Source organism: Kribbella sp. NPDC048837, from assembly GCF_055586945.1.
In genome coordinates, this window is sequence record NZ_JBVJHF010000009.1 from 417655 (window position 1) to 434284 (window position 16630).

Genomic DNA, 16630 nt, shown 5'->3' on the forward strand with positions numbered 1-16630 from the left:
TCAACGGACCTCGAGAAGCAGGCCGAGCACGATGCCGTAGACAAGGTGGGCCACGACGGCCACCGCTGGAGTCTGCACGCCATAGTTGAGGGCGAGCAGACCCGGCGGCTCGAGCACGGCCCTGCTCGCGGGTCCCGCGCGGGGTGATGCCATCCGGGGATGCAAGCCGGGAAGCACTGGGAGCAACACCATCAGCGCAATCGCGACATGCAGCAGGCCAAGCAGCCCGCCCAGCCACCAGGTGGCTCGATGCAACAGTGCGAACACGGCTGCGTATCCGAGCGCGAACACTTGGCCGACGACGAGATGGATGAGGAACCCCGCGGCCCGGGCGCGATCCGGGTCCTCTGTGACCAGAGTGCCCAGTACGAGCGGAAGGTCCAGCCGGGTGAGGCCGCCCAGTTGCGCAGTGATCATCACGGCAGTCAGCGCGGAAGTGGCCACCAACCCGAAGAGCGCCCATCCGAACCAGTCCACGACGTCGCTCGTCAGGCTTGTCGGCTGCGGCAGGATCGAAGGCTCCGCCGGTCGACCACCCACTCCGGCGCGGGACGCCGGTCAGTTGGTCGATGGGCGGATCCTTCGACGTGAGTGGGCATCATGAGGTGTTCGTCGTTCTTGTCAGGACTGCTGTCGGGCGGGTGCGTACCTGGTGGCGAGCCGGGCCAGTGCGAGGGCGGCGATCAGGAGGCCGAAGTCGCGTAGTGCGACGTCGTAGAAGCCTGAGAGCGTGAGCAGGTTGAGGATGATGCCGGCAAGCCAGGCCGCGACGAGCAGTGCGCCGTAGCGTGGGATCAGGGCGACGGCCACGCCGGCGACGATCTCGATGACGCCGACGGCGTACATCGCGTCTTGTCCGGAGCCAGGGACGATGTCGTTGATCCATGGGGCCAGGTAGCCCGGCCAGTCGGTCAGCAGGTTGGCGAACTTGTCGAGGCCGAACACGATCGGCGCGATCGTGAAGACCGTTCGCAGTAACAGGAACGCCTGGTAGGCCGGGTCCGACAGCGCCTCCCGGCGCGTTGTGTGGGCGGTACGCCCCTCAGTGCTCATCATGTACTCCTTCTAGAGCGTCGATGTACTTCTATGCTTGTCCCGCGGTCACGAACTGGCACCGCCGCCCACCGGCTGACTTCGCGGGCAATTGGTTGCCGATCATCGGCAACACCCGGAGATCCGAACCGTCGGTGAGGCAGTTCCGGCGTACAGCAGGTTGCGGGTGCCCCCTGTCCGCAGTCGGTTTGTCTGTGCGAAGTCGCGGCTCATCCGGCGCGGATTGATCTTGGCCGGAATCGCGGTAAGGAGGTGACCACCGCATCGGGTGCAGCATCCTTGACTACGCGGCTCAGCGCGTCGGAGTCCAGTGCGCCGGCTACAAAGACGCGCATGGTTCCTCCTAGGCTTCGTCAGTCAGGTGATAGTTCGTCATGGCCTGCCGCGGTGCTGAGTCGTCGACATCGCCCTGCCCGGCCAGTTGCTGCAGCACCCGTACGACGATGGACTGCGCGTCGATTCCGAAGTGGCGGCGCAGGGCTGCGCGGGTGTCGGAGTGGCCGAACCCGTCGGTGCCCAGCGAGGTCCAGGTGCCAGGCACGAAGGGCGCGATCTGGTCCGGTACGGCGCGCATCCAGTCCGACACGGCCACGACCGGACCGGGAGCGTCGTTCAAACGCCTGGTGACGTAGGGGATTCGGGGCGGCTCGCCGGAGTGCGACAGTGTCCATTCTTCGGCGGCGAGTGCGTCACGGCGCAACTGGGTCCACGATGTCACCGACCACACGTCGGCCTGCACGCCCCAATCGGTTTGCAGGAGGCGTTGCGCTTCCATTGCCCAGGGCATCGCGATGCCGGAGGCAAGGATCTGCGCCTTCGGACCGTCGCCCTCCGAGGCCGGGGAGTAGCGGTGCATCCCGGCGAGGATCCCGTCGATGTCGACACCGTCGGGCTCGGCCGGTTGCGCGATCGGCTCGTTGTAGAGAGTGAGGTAGTAGAAGACGTCCTGGTCTTCGCCGGGCCGCGGATCGCCGTACATACGCCGGAGTGCGTCGGCGGTAATGTGGCCGAGTTCGAAGGCATAGGCGGCGTCATAGGCGACGCAGGCAGGGTTCGTAGATGCCAACAGCAACGAATGGCCGTCCTGATGCTGCAGGCCTTCGCCGTTGAGGGTGGTGCGGCCGGCAGTGGCGCCCAGGAGGAATCCTCGGGTCATCTGGTCGGCCGCGGCCCAGAGTTGGTCGCCGCTGCGCTGGAAGCCGAACATCGAGTAGAAGATGTAGAGCGGGATCATCGGTTCGCCCTGGGTGGCATACGACGTACCGGCGGCTGTCCAGGACGCGGCAGAGCCGGCCTCGGTGATGCCCTCGTGGAGGAGAACGCCGTGGATGTCCTCCTGATAGCTCAGCATCTGTTCGCGATCCACGGACATGTAGTTCTGTCCGTGGGGCGAGTAGATCTTCTTGGACGGGAACAAAGAATCCAGACCGAAGGTGCGGGCCTCGTCGGGGATGATCGGCACGAACCGGTGACCCATCTTCGGGTCTTTCATGAGGTCCTTGAGCAGCCGGACGAACGCCATGGTGGTGGCGACCTCTTGCCTGCCTGAGCCCCGTCGGGCGACGTCGTACGCTGTGGCGCCGGGCAGGACAAGAGGCTTGCTGTGCACTCTGCGCGCGGGCAGGTACCCGCCGAGGGCGCGCCGCCGCTCGTGCAGATACTCCACCTCTGGCGAGTTCTCCGCGGGTCGGTAGTAGGGTGGCTCCACCTCGTCGAGCGCCGAGTCGGGGATGTCCAGGAACAGCCGGTCCCGGAAGCCCTTGAGGTCGTCGATGGTCAGCTTCTTCATCTGATGGGTGGAGTTGCGGCTCTCGAAGTGGGAGCCGAGGGTCCAACCCTTGATGGTCTTGGCCAGGATCACCGTTGGCTGCCCGGTGTGTTGGGTGGCTGCCAGATAGGCGGCGTACAGCTTGCGGTAGTCGTGTCCGCCGCGTTTGAGGTTCCAGATCTCGGTGTCGGACAGGTGCTCGACCATGGCGGCCGTGCGAGGGTCGCGGCCGAAGAAGTGCTCCCGGACGAACGCGCCGGATTCGGCCTTGTAGGTCTGGAAGTCGCCGTCGGGTGTGGTGTTCATCAGGTTGAGCAGAGCGCCGTCGGTGTCGGCGGCCAGCAGCGGATCCCATTCGCGACCCCAGATCACCTTGATGACGTTCCAGCCGGCACCTCGGAAGTACGATTCCAGTTCCTGGATGATCTTGCCGTTGCCGCGGACCGGGCCGTCGAGGCGCTGCAGGTTGCAGTTGATGACGAAGGTGAGGTTGTCGAGCTCCTCGCGGGCTGCAACGCCGATCGCGCCGAGTGACTCGGGCTCGTCCATCTCGCCATCGCCGAGGAACGCCCACACGCGCTGCCGGCTGGTGTCCTTGAGGCCACGGTTGTGCAGGTAGCGGTTGAAGCGAGCTTGATAGATCGCATTGATCGGCCCGAGTCCCATCGAGACCGTGGGGAATTCCCAGAAGTCCGGCATCAGCCGCGGGTGCGGGTACGACGGCAGTCCGCCGCCCAGGCCGGCATGTGAGAATTCCTGCCGGAACCCGTCGAGCTGGCTTTCGGTGAGTCGTCCTTCCAGGAACGCGCGCGCGTAGATACCTGGTGAGGCGTGTCCTTGGAAGTAGATCTGATCGCCCCCGCCGGGTGCGTCGTGGCCACGGAAGAAGTGGTTGAATCCGACCTCGAACAGCGCCGCGGCGGAGGCGTAGGTGGAGATGTGCCCACCGACGCCGATGCCGGGTCGCTGCGCCCGGTGCACCATGACCGCGGCGTTCCAGCGGTTGTACGCCCGGATCCGCCGCTCGACGTACTCGTCGCCGGGGAAGGTCGGCTCGGCATCGGGTGCGATCGTGTTGAGGTAGTCGGTACTGCGCAGGTTGGCAACACCGACGCGGCGGTCGCGGGCCCGTTGCAGGATGCTGAGCAGCAGGTATCGCGCCCTGTTCTGCCCGGCATGGTCGACCACCTGGTCGATCGATTCCAGCCACTCCTGGGTCTCTGACGGGTCCAGGTCGAGCAGTTGGCTGTGCAACCCAAGGCTTTCCGGCAGGCCTTGCGGTGTCGGTGTCATGACTGCTCCTTCAGGTCCGAGCCCCTGTCCAGTGATGCGGTCGCAAAACGGAGCTGGTCTGCGGACGAGGTTCTGACGAATGGGGTTCGGTGCGGACGGACCACGGCGACGGGGCAGCCAGCGTGCTGCAGCACCGCCTGACTGACTGATCCGAGCAACATGCCGGCGAAGCCTCCGCGGCCGCGGGACCCGACGACGACCAGTTCGGCGCCCTTCGACGCGTCGATCAACGCCTGAGCCGGGTGACCGTGCACAAGCCTCGTCCGTACGTCGATGCCCGGGAAGAGCACGCGTTTGCTCTCCATCGCCTCGGCGAGTAGTAGCCGGTCGATCTGGTCGACGATCTCCGCGGGGACACGAAGGGACGGGTGCTGTCGAGTCGTCATCGCGGCGTGTACGGCGGTGATGCCGATCTGCCGGCGTGTCGCTTGCTGATAGGCGAAGCGGATCGCCTCGGACGAGATCTCCGAGCCGTCGACGCCGACCACGATCCGCCCGGTCGGCGTGGCGGGGAACGCCGTACCGTCGCCGTGGGGGTGGACGACGATCACTGGGCACACTGCATGTGCGGCCACCGTCGTGCTGACGGACCCCACCAGTAGGCCGCGGAAGCCACCGACGCCACGGCTGCCCACGACCACCAGGTCGGCGTCGTGCGACTGGCTCAGCAAGGTCGCCGCGGGCGGCCCGACGAACAGGTCGGTGGTGACTCTGAGGTTGGGAGCAACTTCTCGCGCACGGGCTGCCGCCTCGGTGAGGATCCACTCGGCGGCCGACCGGAGGCCGAGGTCCGTGTCACCGACGAAGGCCAGGTCCAGGGCGTTGCCGATCATCGGCCAGCTGAAGGCGTGAACGATGCGCAGGGTGCAGTGCCTCGACGACGCCTCCGCGATGGCCCAGGACAGCGCGCCTTGCGCGGACACCGATCCGTCGACCCCGACCAGAACCGATCGACGACCCCGATTGTTCTCAGCAGTTGCCTTCGTCATGTCGTCGCTCCGCTTCAGCTCTGGATGCCCTGCGGCTTCGACTGTGCCGTTCCACCGGTGCGACGGGTAGTGCCTCGATCGGCGAACCTGCGACCAGGCTTGTAGCCGACGTCCGGCAACGAACCTCCACTGGGATGTGGAGCGCCAACCTGCGGCCGTCCATTGTGAAGACAGTGGCCCGGCGCTGCGAAAAGCCCATCGTTGCCGGGCACCGGCGATCACGTCAGCCTCAGTTCGCCGATCAGCGCCGTACCGGTTGCGGGCCCGCAGCGGGCAATGTCGTCACTGCAGGACGAAGGAGGTTATGGAGGACAGATGATCAGCGTCATTTGCGTACTACTCGCAGCACTGGTCGTGGGGTTGGTTGTTTCGGCGAGCTGTGTGCGCGTGGTGAGGCAGTTCGAGCGTGGTGTCGTGTTCCGGTTCGGTCGGGTGCTTCCAACCGTCCGGGGACCGGGGCTTGCTCTCCTGGTGCCGGTCGCTGACCGGATGCAGAAGGTCAGCATGCAGATCATCACGATGCCGGTCCCGGCCCAGGACGGGATCACCCGCGACAACGTGACGGTTCGCGTCGATGCAGTCGTGTACTTCAGCGTGATCGACCCGGTCCGTGCGGCCGTGGATGTCGAGGACTATGTGTCGGCGATCGGTCAGGTGGCGCAGACGTCGTTGCGGTCGATCATCGGTAAGAGTGATCTGGACGATTTGCTGTCGAACCGGGAACGGCTCAATCAGGGTCTGGCTTTGATGATCGACAGTCCTGCGCTGGATTGGGGTGTGCATATCGAACGGGTGGAGATCAAGGACGTCGCATTGCCGGAGACGATGAAGCGGTCGATGTCGCGGCAGGCCGAGGCGGAGCGGGAGCGTCGGGCGCGGGTCATCACCGCCGACGGTGAACTGCAGGCCTCGGAGAAACTGGGTCGGGCCGCGGAAGTGATGACTGGGCACCCGGCCGCGTTGCAGCTGCGGTTGCTGCAGACTGTCGCCGAGGTCGCCGCTGAGAAGAACTCGACCTTGGTGCTGCCCTTCCCGGTCGAGCTGCTCCGGTTTCTGGAACGATCGACACCGCCCGAGATCCCCGAGCCAGTCGTCGGCGCTGCCCCGACGCCCGCGGTTGCACCGGCCGCACAAAACGGCTCACAGATCGCCGCGACACAGGCGCCGGCCGGTGCAAGCATCACCGCGCCCGACCAGACGGCCGGGCCACCAGATCCTGATTGGACCTTCCGTTGGTTGTGCTGATCCGGCGTGGCAACTCAGAGGAGTGCCGGGAACGTCGTCCGGATCGTCCGGCAGGCGAAGGAAAGGAAGCGCGACATGGCAACTGTTTCGTTCAAGGGCGCCACCCGGGTGTATCCGGGCAGCGAGAGCCCGGCCGTAGACAGGCTGGATCTGGACATCGCCGACGGCGAGTTCATGGTTCTCGTCGGCCCGTCGGGTTGTGGTAAGTCGACCTCGCTCCGGATGCTCGCCGGCCTCGAGGAGGTCAACGAGGGTTCCATCTACATCGGCGACCGCGACGTCACCAACTTCGCGCCGAAGGAGCGGGACATCGCGATGGTGTTCCAGAACTACGCGCTCTACCCGCACATGTCGGTCGCCGACAACATGGGCTTCGCGCTGAAGATGCAAGGCCTGCCCAAGGACGAGCGGGCCAGGCGTGTCGCCGAGGCGGCGAAGCTGCTGGGCCTGGAGGAGTTCCTGGACCGCAAACCGAAGGCACTGTCCGGTGGTCAGCGTCAGCGGGTGGCGATGGGTCGTGCGATCGTGCGTGACCCGCAGGTGTTCCTGATGGACGAGCCGCTGTCGAACCTCGATGCCAAGCTCCGCGTGCAGACCCGGACCCAGATCGCCGAGCTGCAGCACCGGTTGGACGTCACCACCGTCTACGTCACCCACGACCAGATCGAGGCCATGACGATGGGCGACCGGGTCGCCGTACTGAAGGACGGTCGACTGCAGCAGGTCGACACCCCGCTAGGCCTGTACGACCGGCCGAGGAACGTGTTCGTGGCCGGCTTCATGGGCTCGCCCGCGATGAACCTGATCGAGGCCGAGATCACCGTCGGCGGCGCGAAGATCGGCGACTACGTCGTACCGATCGAGCGCAGCATCCTGGCGAAGGCCGGCGACGACAAGACCCTGATGCTGGGGATCCGCCCGGAGGCGTTCCACCTCGCCGACGAGGGGCTGCCGGTGAGGGTCGCGGTGATAGAGGAACTCGGCTCGGACGCGTTCCTCTACGGTGCTGCCGAGCACGCCACCTTGAATCAGCAGATCATCGCCCGGATCGGCACCCGAACTCACAGCGAGAAAGGCTCCTTGGTCTACCTCGCCCCGCAGCCGGGGAAGGTCCACGTCTTCTCCACCTCGAGCGAGAAACGCCTCAGCGCCTAACGCTTCTCTTTCGCGAAACGGCTCGGTGTGGCGATCTGGAGGATGGACTGCTGCGCAGGCGAGGGTCTGTTGGCCTTCGTCCGGCGGGGGTGGACGACTGCGACCGGGCATGCGGCGTGGTGCAGGACGGCCTGGCTGACCGAGCCGAGCAGCATCCCGGTGAAGCCACCGCGACCACGTGAACCAACGACGATCAGCTCGGCGCCGTCGGCCTCGTCCAGGAGCGCCTGGACCGGGTGGCTGTGGACGAGTTTGGTCTTCACGTCGATGCCGGGGATCAGGATCCGCTTGCCGTCCATCGCTTCGGTGAGCAGTTGGCGGTCGACCTGCTCGACGATGTCCGCCGGCACCCGCACCGATGACTGCCGGCGGGTCGGCATCACGGCATGCACGGCGGTGATTCCGACACGGCGGCGCGCGGCCTCCCGGAAGGCGAACCGGATCGCCGCGGCCGAGACTTCCGATCCATCGACGCCGACCACGATCCGGCCTGTCGGGGAGGCGGGGAACGCACTGCCGTGCCGGTGCGGATGGACAACGACCACCGGGCACGGGGTGTGTGCGGCCACGGTGGAGCTGACAGACCCCAGCAACAGGCCGCGGAAGCCGCCGACTCCCCGGCTGCCGACGACCACCAGTTCGGCGCCTTGAGCTTGGCTCAGCAGCGTCGGGACGGCGCCGGCGGCGAACAGCTCAGCGGTGACACGGATGTCGGGAGCGGCGCGGCGCGCCTGGCTCTCGGCCTCGCCGAGGATCCATCCCGCAGCGGTCCGGAGGCCGTCGTTCATGGGCTCGGTGAGGTTCAGGCCGAAGGGATCTCCGATCATCGGCCAGGTGAAGGTGTGAACGATGTGCAGCGGGCAGCGTCTGTACGTCGCCTCGGCAGCCGCCCAGGCGAGCGCGGCTTGCGCGGACACCGAGCCGTCGACACCGACCAGGACCGGTCGGCGGCCGCGGTTGTCTACAACGATTGTGTTCGTCATGTCGTCGCTCCGCTTCAGCTGTGGATGCCCTTGCGGTTCGACTGTGCCGTTCCGGCGGCGCCACAGGTACTGCCAGGATCGGCGATCCTGTGACGGCCCTGATAGCCGACGCCCGGCAACGATGCTCTACTGGAACAGCGCCGCACAGTTGCATCGATTCCACTGGGAGGGGAGCGAGATGAGCGAATTCGGTCGCCTGTCAGGTCTGAGCGACAGCGCCCCGAATACCGCTGACGAGGCCTGGCTGACCGCGATCGCGCAGGCGGCGGCCGGAGACTCGCAGGCGCCGCTGGAGCTGCTGGTCGAGTACCTCACCCTCCTCGCGGACGCGGCCATCTCCGGGCGGCGGCCGCGCGAGCATGAGCTGGCGATCGTGCGTGAACTCGGCCGTCGCGCCGCCGAGCAGGGCATCCCCGCCGGGCGGGTCGTCGACCTGTACCTGTCCGCGGCCTGGCGGATGTGGCGGGACCTGCCCGATGTCGTGCCGTACCGCGACCGCGACACGGTCCGCGCCTCGGCCCAGGCGGTACTGCGGGCCGTCGGCGAAGCGATCGCCGTCCTCGTGGACAGCTATCAGGTCGCGACCAAGCAGCTGATCAGGCAAGAGGAGTCGCTGCGCCGCGAGCTGGTCGACGACCTGCTCCGTGGCGACGCCGACGTCTCCCGGATGGTCGAGCGCGCCGAACCGTTCGGGCTCGACCTCGGCCGGCCCCACCAGGTGGTCCTGGCCGCCCCCGCGGACGTGCTGCCCGACGGCGACACGACAGCGAGCATGCTGGAACGGTTCATCCTCGACCAGTTCGGGGACCGCGAGGTGCTCGTCGCCACCAAAGAGGGCCTGTTGGTGATGCTGCTCCCGGCAACCGCCCCCACGCCGGTCCCCCGCACCCCCAGCAGAGACGTCGGGGAACTCGTCCACGATGCGTTGATCCGGCACCGGGGGGGCCGTACCTGGCGTGTCGCCGTCGGCCGCCCCTACCCCGGCTCCTACGGCATCGCGCGCTCCTACGAGGAGGCGCGCGAGGCGCTGATGCTGGCCGAGCGGCTGCAACTCGACACGCCCGTGGTGGATGCCCGCGACATGCTCGTCTACCGGGTTCTGATTCGCGACCAGGCCGCCATCGTCGATCTGATCCAGGCTGTGCTCGGCCCGCTGACCCAGGCCCGCGGCGGCGCTGAGCCTCTTCTGCAGACCCTCGAGGCGTACTTCGCTACCGGTGAGGTCGCCACCGAGGCGGCCCGGCGCCTGAACATGTCGGTCCGCACCGTCACCTACCGGCTGGACAAGGTCAAGACCCTGACCGGACACGACCCGGGCGACCCGGCACAGCGGTTCACGCTGCACATCGCCGTACTCGGCGCGCGCCTGCTCGAGTGGCCTCGGCGTGATCTTCCCTCGGGCGCGGAGGCACACGCCTAGCCAAGGCGTCATTGCGTCTGCAGCGAACCATCGTTGCCGGGCGTCGGCCAACATGCCGGCTCCAGGTTCGCCGATCGTTGCCGTACCCGTCATCGCCACGCCCCGGCACAGTCGTAGGTGCACGAACAGCCCGCCACCGTAAGGAGGTTGTCGTGGACCGATCAGTCGCCGTCCGCCTCGACGTGCCCGGCGCAACGGTGCGGGAGAACACACCATGAAGGTCTATCGAGTCGTCTGGTTGTTCTTCTGTGGCCTTCTCGGCGCCTTGGGGGTGTTCGTCGCGTTCACGTGGTCCCTGTCGGCCGTCATCTCGCTGTCCATCTGCGGGTCCGTGACCGGCGGTGTAGTCGTGATGATCCTGCTGGACGCCAACGGCAACCGGCCGCCGCGTGAGCGCCGGCGAATAATCGTCAGAAGCTCGATCCTGGGTGGGATCGGGACCTTGGCAGTCGTCGGCGTGGGGGCGATGGTTGGCGGTCCGACCGTGGTCCTGCTGCTGGCGATCACCGCAGGCGGGTCGCCCTACGCTCTCGAATACTGCCGTCATTGGCTCAGGGAACGCGGCCACCTGCCCAGCCCATCATTGCGTCCGGCCCACGCGGACCCCGCCGAGCGCTCGGCAGGGTCCGCGGCGGCGCCGACCTCGTGGACCGAGCCGAGCCGGCCATCCGCGCCTCGCGTTGCGCCGGCGTCGCTGAGCGACGACGCGTTGTGCCAGGCGTGGCGGGCCAGCTTCTCGGCTCTCCAAAGCGCCAGGTCGCCGGCGCAACGGCTATGGGTGGTCGACGAGCGCCGGGCCTATCTCGAGGAACTCGAGAGCCGCAATGCGCGTGGTATCGCGGCGTGGCTGGCATCCGGAGCCAGAGCTGCGGGAGACCCCAGCAGGTACGTCCTGGGAGACAGCATCCCGGGCCACGCTGCGATCGATTGGGACCGCCTCATCCACGGCAAGGACAACTGAGTCCTGCCGGCACACGCACCGTTGCGACTGGCAGATGCCAGGGAAATCGAGAACGCCATGACCAAGCTTGAACATCTCTACCGCTACTGCGGGCAGAGCCCGTGGCTGGACAACCTCACCCGCACGTACCTGCGTGACGGCACGTTGGCGCGCATGGTCGCCGACGGGATCCGTGGCGTCACCGCGAACCCGACGATCTTCGCCAGAAGTATCAACGGCTCCCACGACTACGACGAACAGTTCTCGGCGCTGATGGCGGCCGGCAAATCGGTGGACGAGGCCTACTGGGAGCTGGTCATCTCCGACGTCAGTCAAGCGCTGACCGTCCTTCGCCCAGTGTTCGATGGCGGTGACTGCGCCGACGGTTTCGTGTCGGTGGAGGTATCTCCAGAGCTGGCTCACGACGCTCCGGGCACGATAGCCGCCGCGCGGTGGCTCCACCGGCGGATCGCACAACCGAACCTGCTCGTGAAGATTCCGGCAACCGCCGAAGGCGTAGCCGCCCTTGAAACGCTGACCGGTGAAGGCAGCAGCATCAACGTGACCCTGCTGTTCTCCCTGTCTCGCTACGCCGAGATCATCGAGGCCTATCTGTCCGGGCTGGAGAAGTTGACAGCGAACGGCGGAGATCCCTCGACGGTCAGCAGCGTCGCCTCCTTCTTCGTCAGTCGGGTCGACACCGAAGTCGACCAGCGCCTCGAGGCACTCGGGACCGACGAGGCGCTGGCCCTGCGCGGCCAGGCCGCGGTCGCGCAGGCCAAACTGGCCTACCGATTGTTCACCGAGCAGTTCTCCACACCCCGCTGGCACCGGCTCGCCAGGTTGGGCGCGGATGTCCAGCGTCCGCTGTGGGCCTCGACGTCCACCAAGAACCCCAAGGACCGTGACACCCGCTACGTCGAGGAGCTCATCGGCCCCGACACGGTCACGACCTTGCCCGAAGCGACCATCGCCGCCTTCGAGGATCACGGCACCACGGCTCGCACCGTCGACGGCGGCGTACCGCAGGCAGCCGAACTGATGGTCTGCCTGGCGGCAGTCGGCATCGACATGACGGCCGTGGGCCGCACCCTGGAGGACAACGGCATCGCCAGCTTCGACAAGGCATACCAAGACGTCCTGGCGAACCTGACGAACCTCGCGGCAGCCCCGCAGACACCCGGCCAGACCAGCGAGAAAGGTTCGCCGGATGCCTCTCGACGACGAAGCCACACCCGCCGCGGCTGAACCAATCTCCCTCGTTCGGCGAATGCTGTCGGTCTGACTGATCGGTGCTGTGGAGTCACTGCGGCTGTTCGGTGAGGATCGAGGGGTGGCGGTGGGCTGCGGCAATGGCCAGACCGGCGCCGCGGACGGCGGCGGTGTGGGGGGCGGGTGCAGGACGCACCGGGGCCAGCAGTTGTCTGGCCAGCCGATAAGTGATCTCCGGACGCAGCGCGCCGCCTCCGGTGAGTAGCGGCCCACGGTCCAGGGCATCGACAACGAGTCCACCGCAGTCAAGGTGCAGGAGGTCGGTCACCACTGAGACGATCGATTGCACGAGCTCGGCAACGGTCGTGGTCCTGCCAAGATCCGAGGTTCCCACGTTCAGTCGATGGGCCTGCGTCACGCCGCCGTCCACGAGCAAACCCACTTCGGTCAGGCCGGCTCCGATGTCCAGCACCAGCAGCGGCCGGGCAAAGTCTGCGCCTGCTCCGAGCGCGGCGGCTTTCACACCGTCGATGGTCAGCACGACCCGCGCGTCGAGAACCTCCAGCGCGGCGCGTGACACGCTCTCGTGATGACCAGGGCATAGGACCGGGGTCGTCAACACAACCATCGAGTAGTGACCGAGGCCGGCTCGACGGCCGAGGAGGCGATCGAGTACGCGAGCGGCCCCCGCCTCGTCGACGACGACGCCGCGTTGCACGGGACGACTGCGACCGTCCGCGCCCGGCGAGATGATCGTGGGCTCGTCGAAGATCAGACCATGGTCCGGCATCCACGCCCTGGTGCGGGCGCTGCCCAGGTCGATCGCTACGCCGGACGAACGCTGGCTGGCCGACCACGTACCTCGCCGTCGCAGCGCCGCTGTACGCGGGAACGGCGTATGCGAGGCCGGAGTCGCGAGACTGCTTCCTTGAGGCGTCAAGAGACTGCCTCCTTGAGTTGGTGGCACGGGCCGCAGTACCGGGCGTGCGGCAGGATGCGCAGGCACGCCAGCGGAATGGGCCGGTCACAGAGGCGACAGCTGCCGTACTGGCCGGCGTCCATCCGACGCAGCGCGGCGCTGACGTCGGTGAGTACCACCCGGGCAGCGGCGGCAAGAGCGGTCAGCACCTCTTCACGGGCGTGCTGGTCGGCCGGTAGGTCGTCGCGGCTCGGCGAGATGCCGGCGAGGCCATCGAGCTGCTCCAGCCGGAACGCGTGCTCAGCATGGAGGTCTGCGCGGAGGGCAGCCAGGTCCTCGGGACCTAGTTCGACTTCGTTGACAACGGCGAACATGTAGCTCAAGACTTCACACCCTTTACAAGGCGTCAGAAGAGAACAGATTGGGCCGGGCCTACCAGAGGTCGGGCAGCGCAGGATGCAACGGCCCGGGCTCCGATTTCTGGTTGGCGTCGGTCAGGCGGCGGGTTGCTGACACATGACGCAGTAGCGTACGTACGGCAGGATCTCGAGCCGCTCGACCGGAATGCGGGTCTTGCAGCCCTGGCACCTGCCATAGGTGTCGCCGGTCAGGCGGTCTTCGGCTGCCGTGATCTCGGTCAGCACCCGTCTGATGGCGGCTGTCCGCGCCGTCGCGAGGTCCCTGTCCGCGAGAGCGGCACCGTCTTCGATGGCGCTGAGTTGGGTGAGGCGGGAGTTGCGTTCGTGTTGCAGGCGCTGGCGTGCCTCGTGCACGGTCATGCTGGGGGAGCGGGCCACGGTGGTCACTGAAGATACGTCCTCTCACGAACGCTGGAAACGAAAGTAGACGCCGCTGCAGCAAACGGAAGCACATGTTGTGCACCGTTCGTCCCAGTTGCGCCTTACCTTCAACCATGCCCGATACCGACCGCGGCGACCATCGGGACCAGCACCCATTTATCCAGGCTGTCGGGCCACCCTCACGGTTGTGGGCGCGGTGAATCCGCTCATTGCTGGGTCGCGAGGAAGTGCTGACACCGTGTGCAATAGCGCGCCTGAGGGTGGACGGACAGGCATTGGAGGCTGATGGCGCGGCCACATCGGCCACATCCGCCGTACCTCCCTGCGTCTATTCGGGCCAGAGCGGCCTCAGTTTCGGCCAATGCGGTCTGTGCGGCCACGGTGAGTTCATGACGGATCTCGCTGTGCGCGGCGGTATCACGGGAGCCTGCCATGCTGGCGACCTCGGTGGCTTCCCAGGCGATATCCCGGAGCTGCTGACGCCGGAACAGCAGTTGTTCGAGCAGACCCGCCCGCAGAACGGTGAGTTGTGCGGGCTCGAGGCGTCGACTATGGACTGCGGAGATCTGATGGGTCACGACACAACTCCTCGACTGGATCGACTCTCAGCTGGCGCGTTGCTGGCACCCCACGCAAAGGCGCGCGTAAGGCAGGATCTCGAGACGCTCGACGGGGATGGCGGTTCGGCAGTTGTCGCAGTCTCCGTAGGAGCCGTCGTCCAGACGCCGCCCGGCAGCGTCGATCTCTTCGAGCACACCCTCGATCGCGGCGGTCTGCGCCGCCTGCAGGTCCTCGTCCGCATACGGCGCGGACTCCTCGATCGCCCGCAGTTGGACGAGGCGCGAGCTGCGCTCGTGTTCCAGTCGCCGGCGTGCTTCGTGGTTTGTGAGGTGCTGGATGCGGCCCGTGTCGGTGGACATTGAATCGGGTCCTTTCAAGGGACGGCGGCCGGAGGCCGGCGTGCACCTGGGAGGCATTGTGCACGCCGGCTGTCTGTGTCGGCCGTCTAGAGGCTCGTGAATGGCTCTGTCACCACCATCGGCGATGCAGTGGGCGCAGACCATCGGGCCTGACACCCATTTCGGGCCTTCGGACAGCTGCAGGCAGCACCCGGCGGGTGAGTGTCAGCCCGATCGACTTGCAGGGGGAGAGCAGGCAGGCTGGGCAGCATGCAACATTCGCCGAGCCATCAGACCACTGCGGTGCAGAGGGGGGTGCTTGCGGTGCCATTGTTCTGGCGCATCTTTGCGCTGAACGCGGTGGTGCTTGCTGCCGCGACGGCGCTGTTGCTGTGGGCGCCGGTGACCGTGTCGGCTCCAGTGGTGTTTACCGAGGCATTGGTGCTGCTGGGTGGATTTGCGGTGATGCTGGTCGCGAACGCCGTACTACTGCAGGTGGGTCTGGCTCCACTGGATCGGTTGAGCCGCCGGATGGCGACGGTCGATCTGCTGAAGCCCGGGCAGCGCCTGCCGGTGGCCGGACATGGTGGTGTCGCGCAGCTGATCCGTGCCTTCAACGACATGCTGTCGCGGTTGGAGGCAGAACGTGCCACCAGCAGTACGCGTGCGCTGTCTGCCCAGGAGGCGGAGCGGCGACGGATCGCCCAGGAGTTGCATGACGAAGTCGGTCAGAGCCTGACCGCCGTACTGCTGGAACTCAAACGCGCGGCCGGGCGGGTGGACGACTCCGACCTGCGCGCGGACCTGCTCCATGCTCAGGAGACGACCCGGGAGAGCCTGGACGAGGTACGCCGTCTGGCGCGGAGACTGCGGCCGGGTGTGCTGGAGGACCTTGGTCTCGTCAGTGCTTTGACTGCGCTGGTCACCGAGCTGTCCACGCACACCGGTCTCGCAATACGTCACCAGTTCCAGCCTGGTCTCCCTGCGTTGGACGAGCAGGCCGAGCTGGTGATCTACCGGGTCGCCCAGGAAGGGCTGACCAACGTCGCCCGTCATGCGGAGGCTACCCAGGTCGAGATCAGTCTGCGCCACGGCGGGGGAGTTGTCAGTCTCCAGATCCGTGACGACGGTCGCGGCCTCGGGCTGGCCCACGAGGGAGCAGGAATCCGTGGCATGCGGGAGCGCGCACTGCTGGTCGGTGCCGCCCTCGATGTCGGCGCCGCGCCGGCAGGCGGCACCGAGGTGAACCTGCTGGTGCCTCTTGACCGGAACGGAGTATGAGCATGGCTGCACCGGACGCCACCCGCATCCTGCTCGCCGACGACCATGCACTGGTACGCCGCGGTGTTCGGCTGATCCTGGACAGCGAACCTGGGCTGACGGTGGTCGCCGAAGCAGGGGACGGAAAGGAGGCCGTCGACCTGGCCCTGTCCACCGAGATCGATCTGGCGATTCTTGACATCGCGATGCCGCGGATGACCGGGCTGCAGGCAGCGCGTGAGCTGTCGTCGCGCCGACCTGACCTGCGGATTCTCATGCTGACGATGTACGACAACGAGCAGTACTTCTTTCAAGCCCTCAAGGCCGGAGCGGCGGGGTATGTACTGAAGTCCGTCGCCGACCGCGACCTGGTGGAGGCCTGCCGGGCCGCGATGCGCGGAGAGCCGTTCCTCTACCCGGGAGCGGTGAACGCGCTGATCCGCAACTACCTGAATCGGGCACGCCTCGGCCAGACCATCCCGGAGCAGATCCTGACCGCCCGCGAGGAGGAGGTCCTCAAGCTCGTTGCCGAGGGTCACTCCTCGAAGGAGATCGCGGGAACCCTGTTCATCAGCGTCAAGACGGTCGAGCGGCACCGGGCGAACATGCTCCAGAAGCTCGGCCTCCGCGACCGGCTGGAACTGACCCGCTACGCGATCCGGGCCGGCCTGATCGAGCCCTGAGCCCCAGAATC

The 16630-nt window shown here is 66.9% G+C and carries 17 protein-coding genes; 7 read left to right on the forward strand and 10 right to left on the reverse strand.

What is annotated here, in order from left to right; translation table 11 throughout:
• The 4 genes from ACZ6O0_RS36725 to ACZ6O0_RS36740 all read right to left on the reverse strand — a co-directional run bounded on the left by ACZ6O0_RS36725 (position 1) and on the right by ACZ6O0_RS36740 (position 5103).
• Positions 1 to 477 carry a hypothetical protein gene (locus ACZ6O0_RS36725; protein ID WP_465769659.1) on the reverse strand — a complete coding sequence of 159 codons (477 nt, stop codon included), beginning with the start codon at positions 475 to 477 and terminating at the stop codon, positions 1 to 3.
• 144 nt (positions 478 to 621) lie between these two features.
• Entirely contained in the window at positions 622 to 1053 is a 432-nt protein-coding gene (locus tag ACZ6O0_RS36730) for a hypothetical protein (RefSeq protein WP_465769660.1), read from the reverse strand.
• 343 nt (positions 1054 to 1396) lie between these two features.
• A complete protein-coding gene (gene aceE, locus ACZ6O0_RS36735; RefSeq protein ID WP_465769661.1) occupies positions 1397 to 4114 on the reverse strand; it encodes a pyruvate dehydrogenase (acetyl-transferring), homodimeric type in 2718 nt (905 codons plus the stop codon).
• Positions 4111 to 5103, reverse strand: coding sequence for a universal stress protein (locus ACZ6O0_RS36740; protein WP_465769662.1), 993 nt, complete (start codon positions 5101 to 5103; stop codon positions 4111 to 4113). The genes aceE and ACZ6O0_RS36740 overlap by 4 nt, the downstream gene beginning before the upstream one ends.
• A gap of 201 nt (positions 5104 to 5304) precedes the next feature.
• Between ACZ6O0_RS36740 and ACZ6O0_RS36745 the strand changes: the two genes are divergently transcribed.
• A complete protein-coding gene (locus ACZ6O0_RS36745; protein WP_465769663.1) occupies positions 5305 to 6348 on the forward strand; it encodes a slipin family protein in 1044 nt (347 codons plus the stop codon).
• Between the two features lie 75 nt (positions 6349 to 6423).
• Positions 6424 to 7503, forward strand: coding sequence for an ABC transporter ATP-binding protein (locus tag ACZ6O0_RS36750; protein ID WP_465769664.1), 1080 nt, complete (start codon positions 6424 to 6426; stop codon positions 7501 to 7503).
• Here the strand turns inward: ACZ6O0_RS36750 and ACZ6O0_RS36755 are convergent.
• Positions 7500 to 8486 (reverse strand): universal stress protein, encoded by a 987-nt coding sequence (locus ACZ6O0_RS36755; protein WP_465769665.1) that lies wholly within the window; start codon positions 8484 to 8486, stop codon positions 7500 to 7502. The two genes, ACZ6O0_RS36750 and ACZ6O0_RS36755, sit on opposite strands and share 4 nt — an antisense overlap.
• Positions 8487 to 8664: 178 nt before the next feature.
• On the opposite strand from ACZ6O0_RS36755, the gene ACZ6O0_RS36760 reads away from it, so the two are divergent.
• The 3 genes from ACZ6O0_RS36760 to tal all read left to right on the forward strand — a co-directional run bounded on the left by ACZ6O0_RS36760 (position 8665) and on the right by tal (position 12094).
• The gene (locus ACZ6O0_RS36760) at positions 8665 to 9906 is read left to right on the forward strand and encodes a PucR family transcriptional regulator (RefSeq protein ID WP_465769666.1); all 1242 of its coding nucleotides are present in this window, start codon (positions 8665 to 8667) and stop codon (positions 9904 to 9906) included.
• Between the two features lie 214 nt (positions 9907 to 10120).
• Positions 10121 to 10867, forward strand: coding sequence for a hypothetical protein (locus ACZ6O0_RS36765; protein WP_465769667.1), 747 nt, complete (start codon positions 10121 to 10123; stop codon positions 10865 to 10867).
• Positions 10868 to 10924: 57 nt separating this feature from the next.
• Positions 10925 to 12094 carry a transaldolase gene (gene tal / locus ACZ6O0_RS36770; protein ID WP_465769668.1) on the forward strand — a complete coding sequence of 390 codons (1170 nt, stop codon included), beginning with the start codon at positions 10925 to 10927 and terminating at the stop codon, positions 12092 to 12094.
• A 55-nt stretch (positions 12095 to 12149) separates the two neighbouring features.
• On the opposite strand, the gene ACZ6O0_RS36775 is transcribed toward tal, so the two are convergent.
• The 5 genes from ACZ6O0_RS36775 to ACZ6O0_RS36795 form a co-directional block, all read right to left on the reverse strand.
• On the reverse strand, positions 12150 to 12776 hold the full coding sequence (locus tag ACZ6O0_RS36775) for a rod shape-determining protein (RefSeq protein WP_465769669.1): 627 nt from the start codon (positions 12774 to 12776) through the stop codon (positions 12150 to 12152).
• Positions 12777 to 12994: 218 nt separating this feature from the next.
• Positions 12995 to 13351, reverse strand: coding sequence for a TraR/DksA family transcriptional regulator (locus ACZ6O0_RS36780; protein WP_465769742.1), 357 nt, complete (start codon positions 13349 to 13351; stop codon positions 12995 to 12997).
• Between the two features lie 120 nt (positions 13352 to 13471).
• The gene (locus ACZ6O0_RS36785) at positions 13472 to 13783 is read right to left on the reverse strand and encodes a TraR/DksA family transcriptional regulator (protein ID WP_465769670.1); all 312 of its coding nucleotides are present in this window, start codon (positions 13781 to 13783) and stop codon (positions 13472 to 13474) included.
• 200 nt (positions 13784 to 13983) lie between these two features.
• Complete coding sequence (locus ACZ6O0_RS36790; protein ID WP_465769671.1) at positions 13984 to 14355, reverse strand: hypothetical protein; 372 nt, start codon at positions 14353 to 14355, stop codon at positions 13984 to 13986.
• A 27-nt stretch (positions 14356 to 14382) separates the two neighbouring features.
• Entirely contained in the window at positions 14383 to 14697 is a 315-nt protein-coding gene (locus ACZ6O0_RS36795) for a TraR/DksA family transcriptional regulator (RefSeq protein ID WP_465769672.1), read from the reverse strand.
• 303 nt (positions 14698 to 15000) lie between these two features.
• Between ACZ6O0_RS36795 and ACZ6O0_RS36800 the strand changes: the two genes are divergently transcribed.
• Together ACZ6O0_RS36800 and ACZ6O0_RS36805 are read left to right on the forward strand one after the other, a co-directional pair.
• Positions 15001 to 15957, forward strand: a complete 957-nt coding sequence (locus tag ACZ6O0_RS36800) for a HAMP domain-containing sensor histidine kinase (RefSeq protein WP_465769673.1) — start codon at positions 15001 to 15003, stop codon at positions 15955 to 15957.
• A gap of 2 nt (positions 15958 to 15959) precedes the next feature.
• Positions 15960 to 16619 (forward strand): response regulator, encoded by a 660-nt coding sequence (locus ACZ6O0_RS36805; RefSeq protein WP_465769674.1) that lies wholly within the window; start codon positions 15960 to 15962, stop codon positions 16617 to 16619.
• Positions 16620 to 16630: the final 11 nt, after the last annotated feature.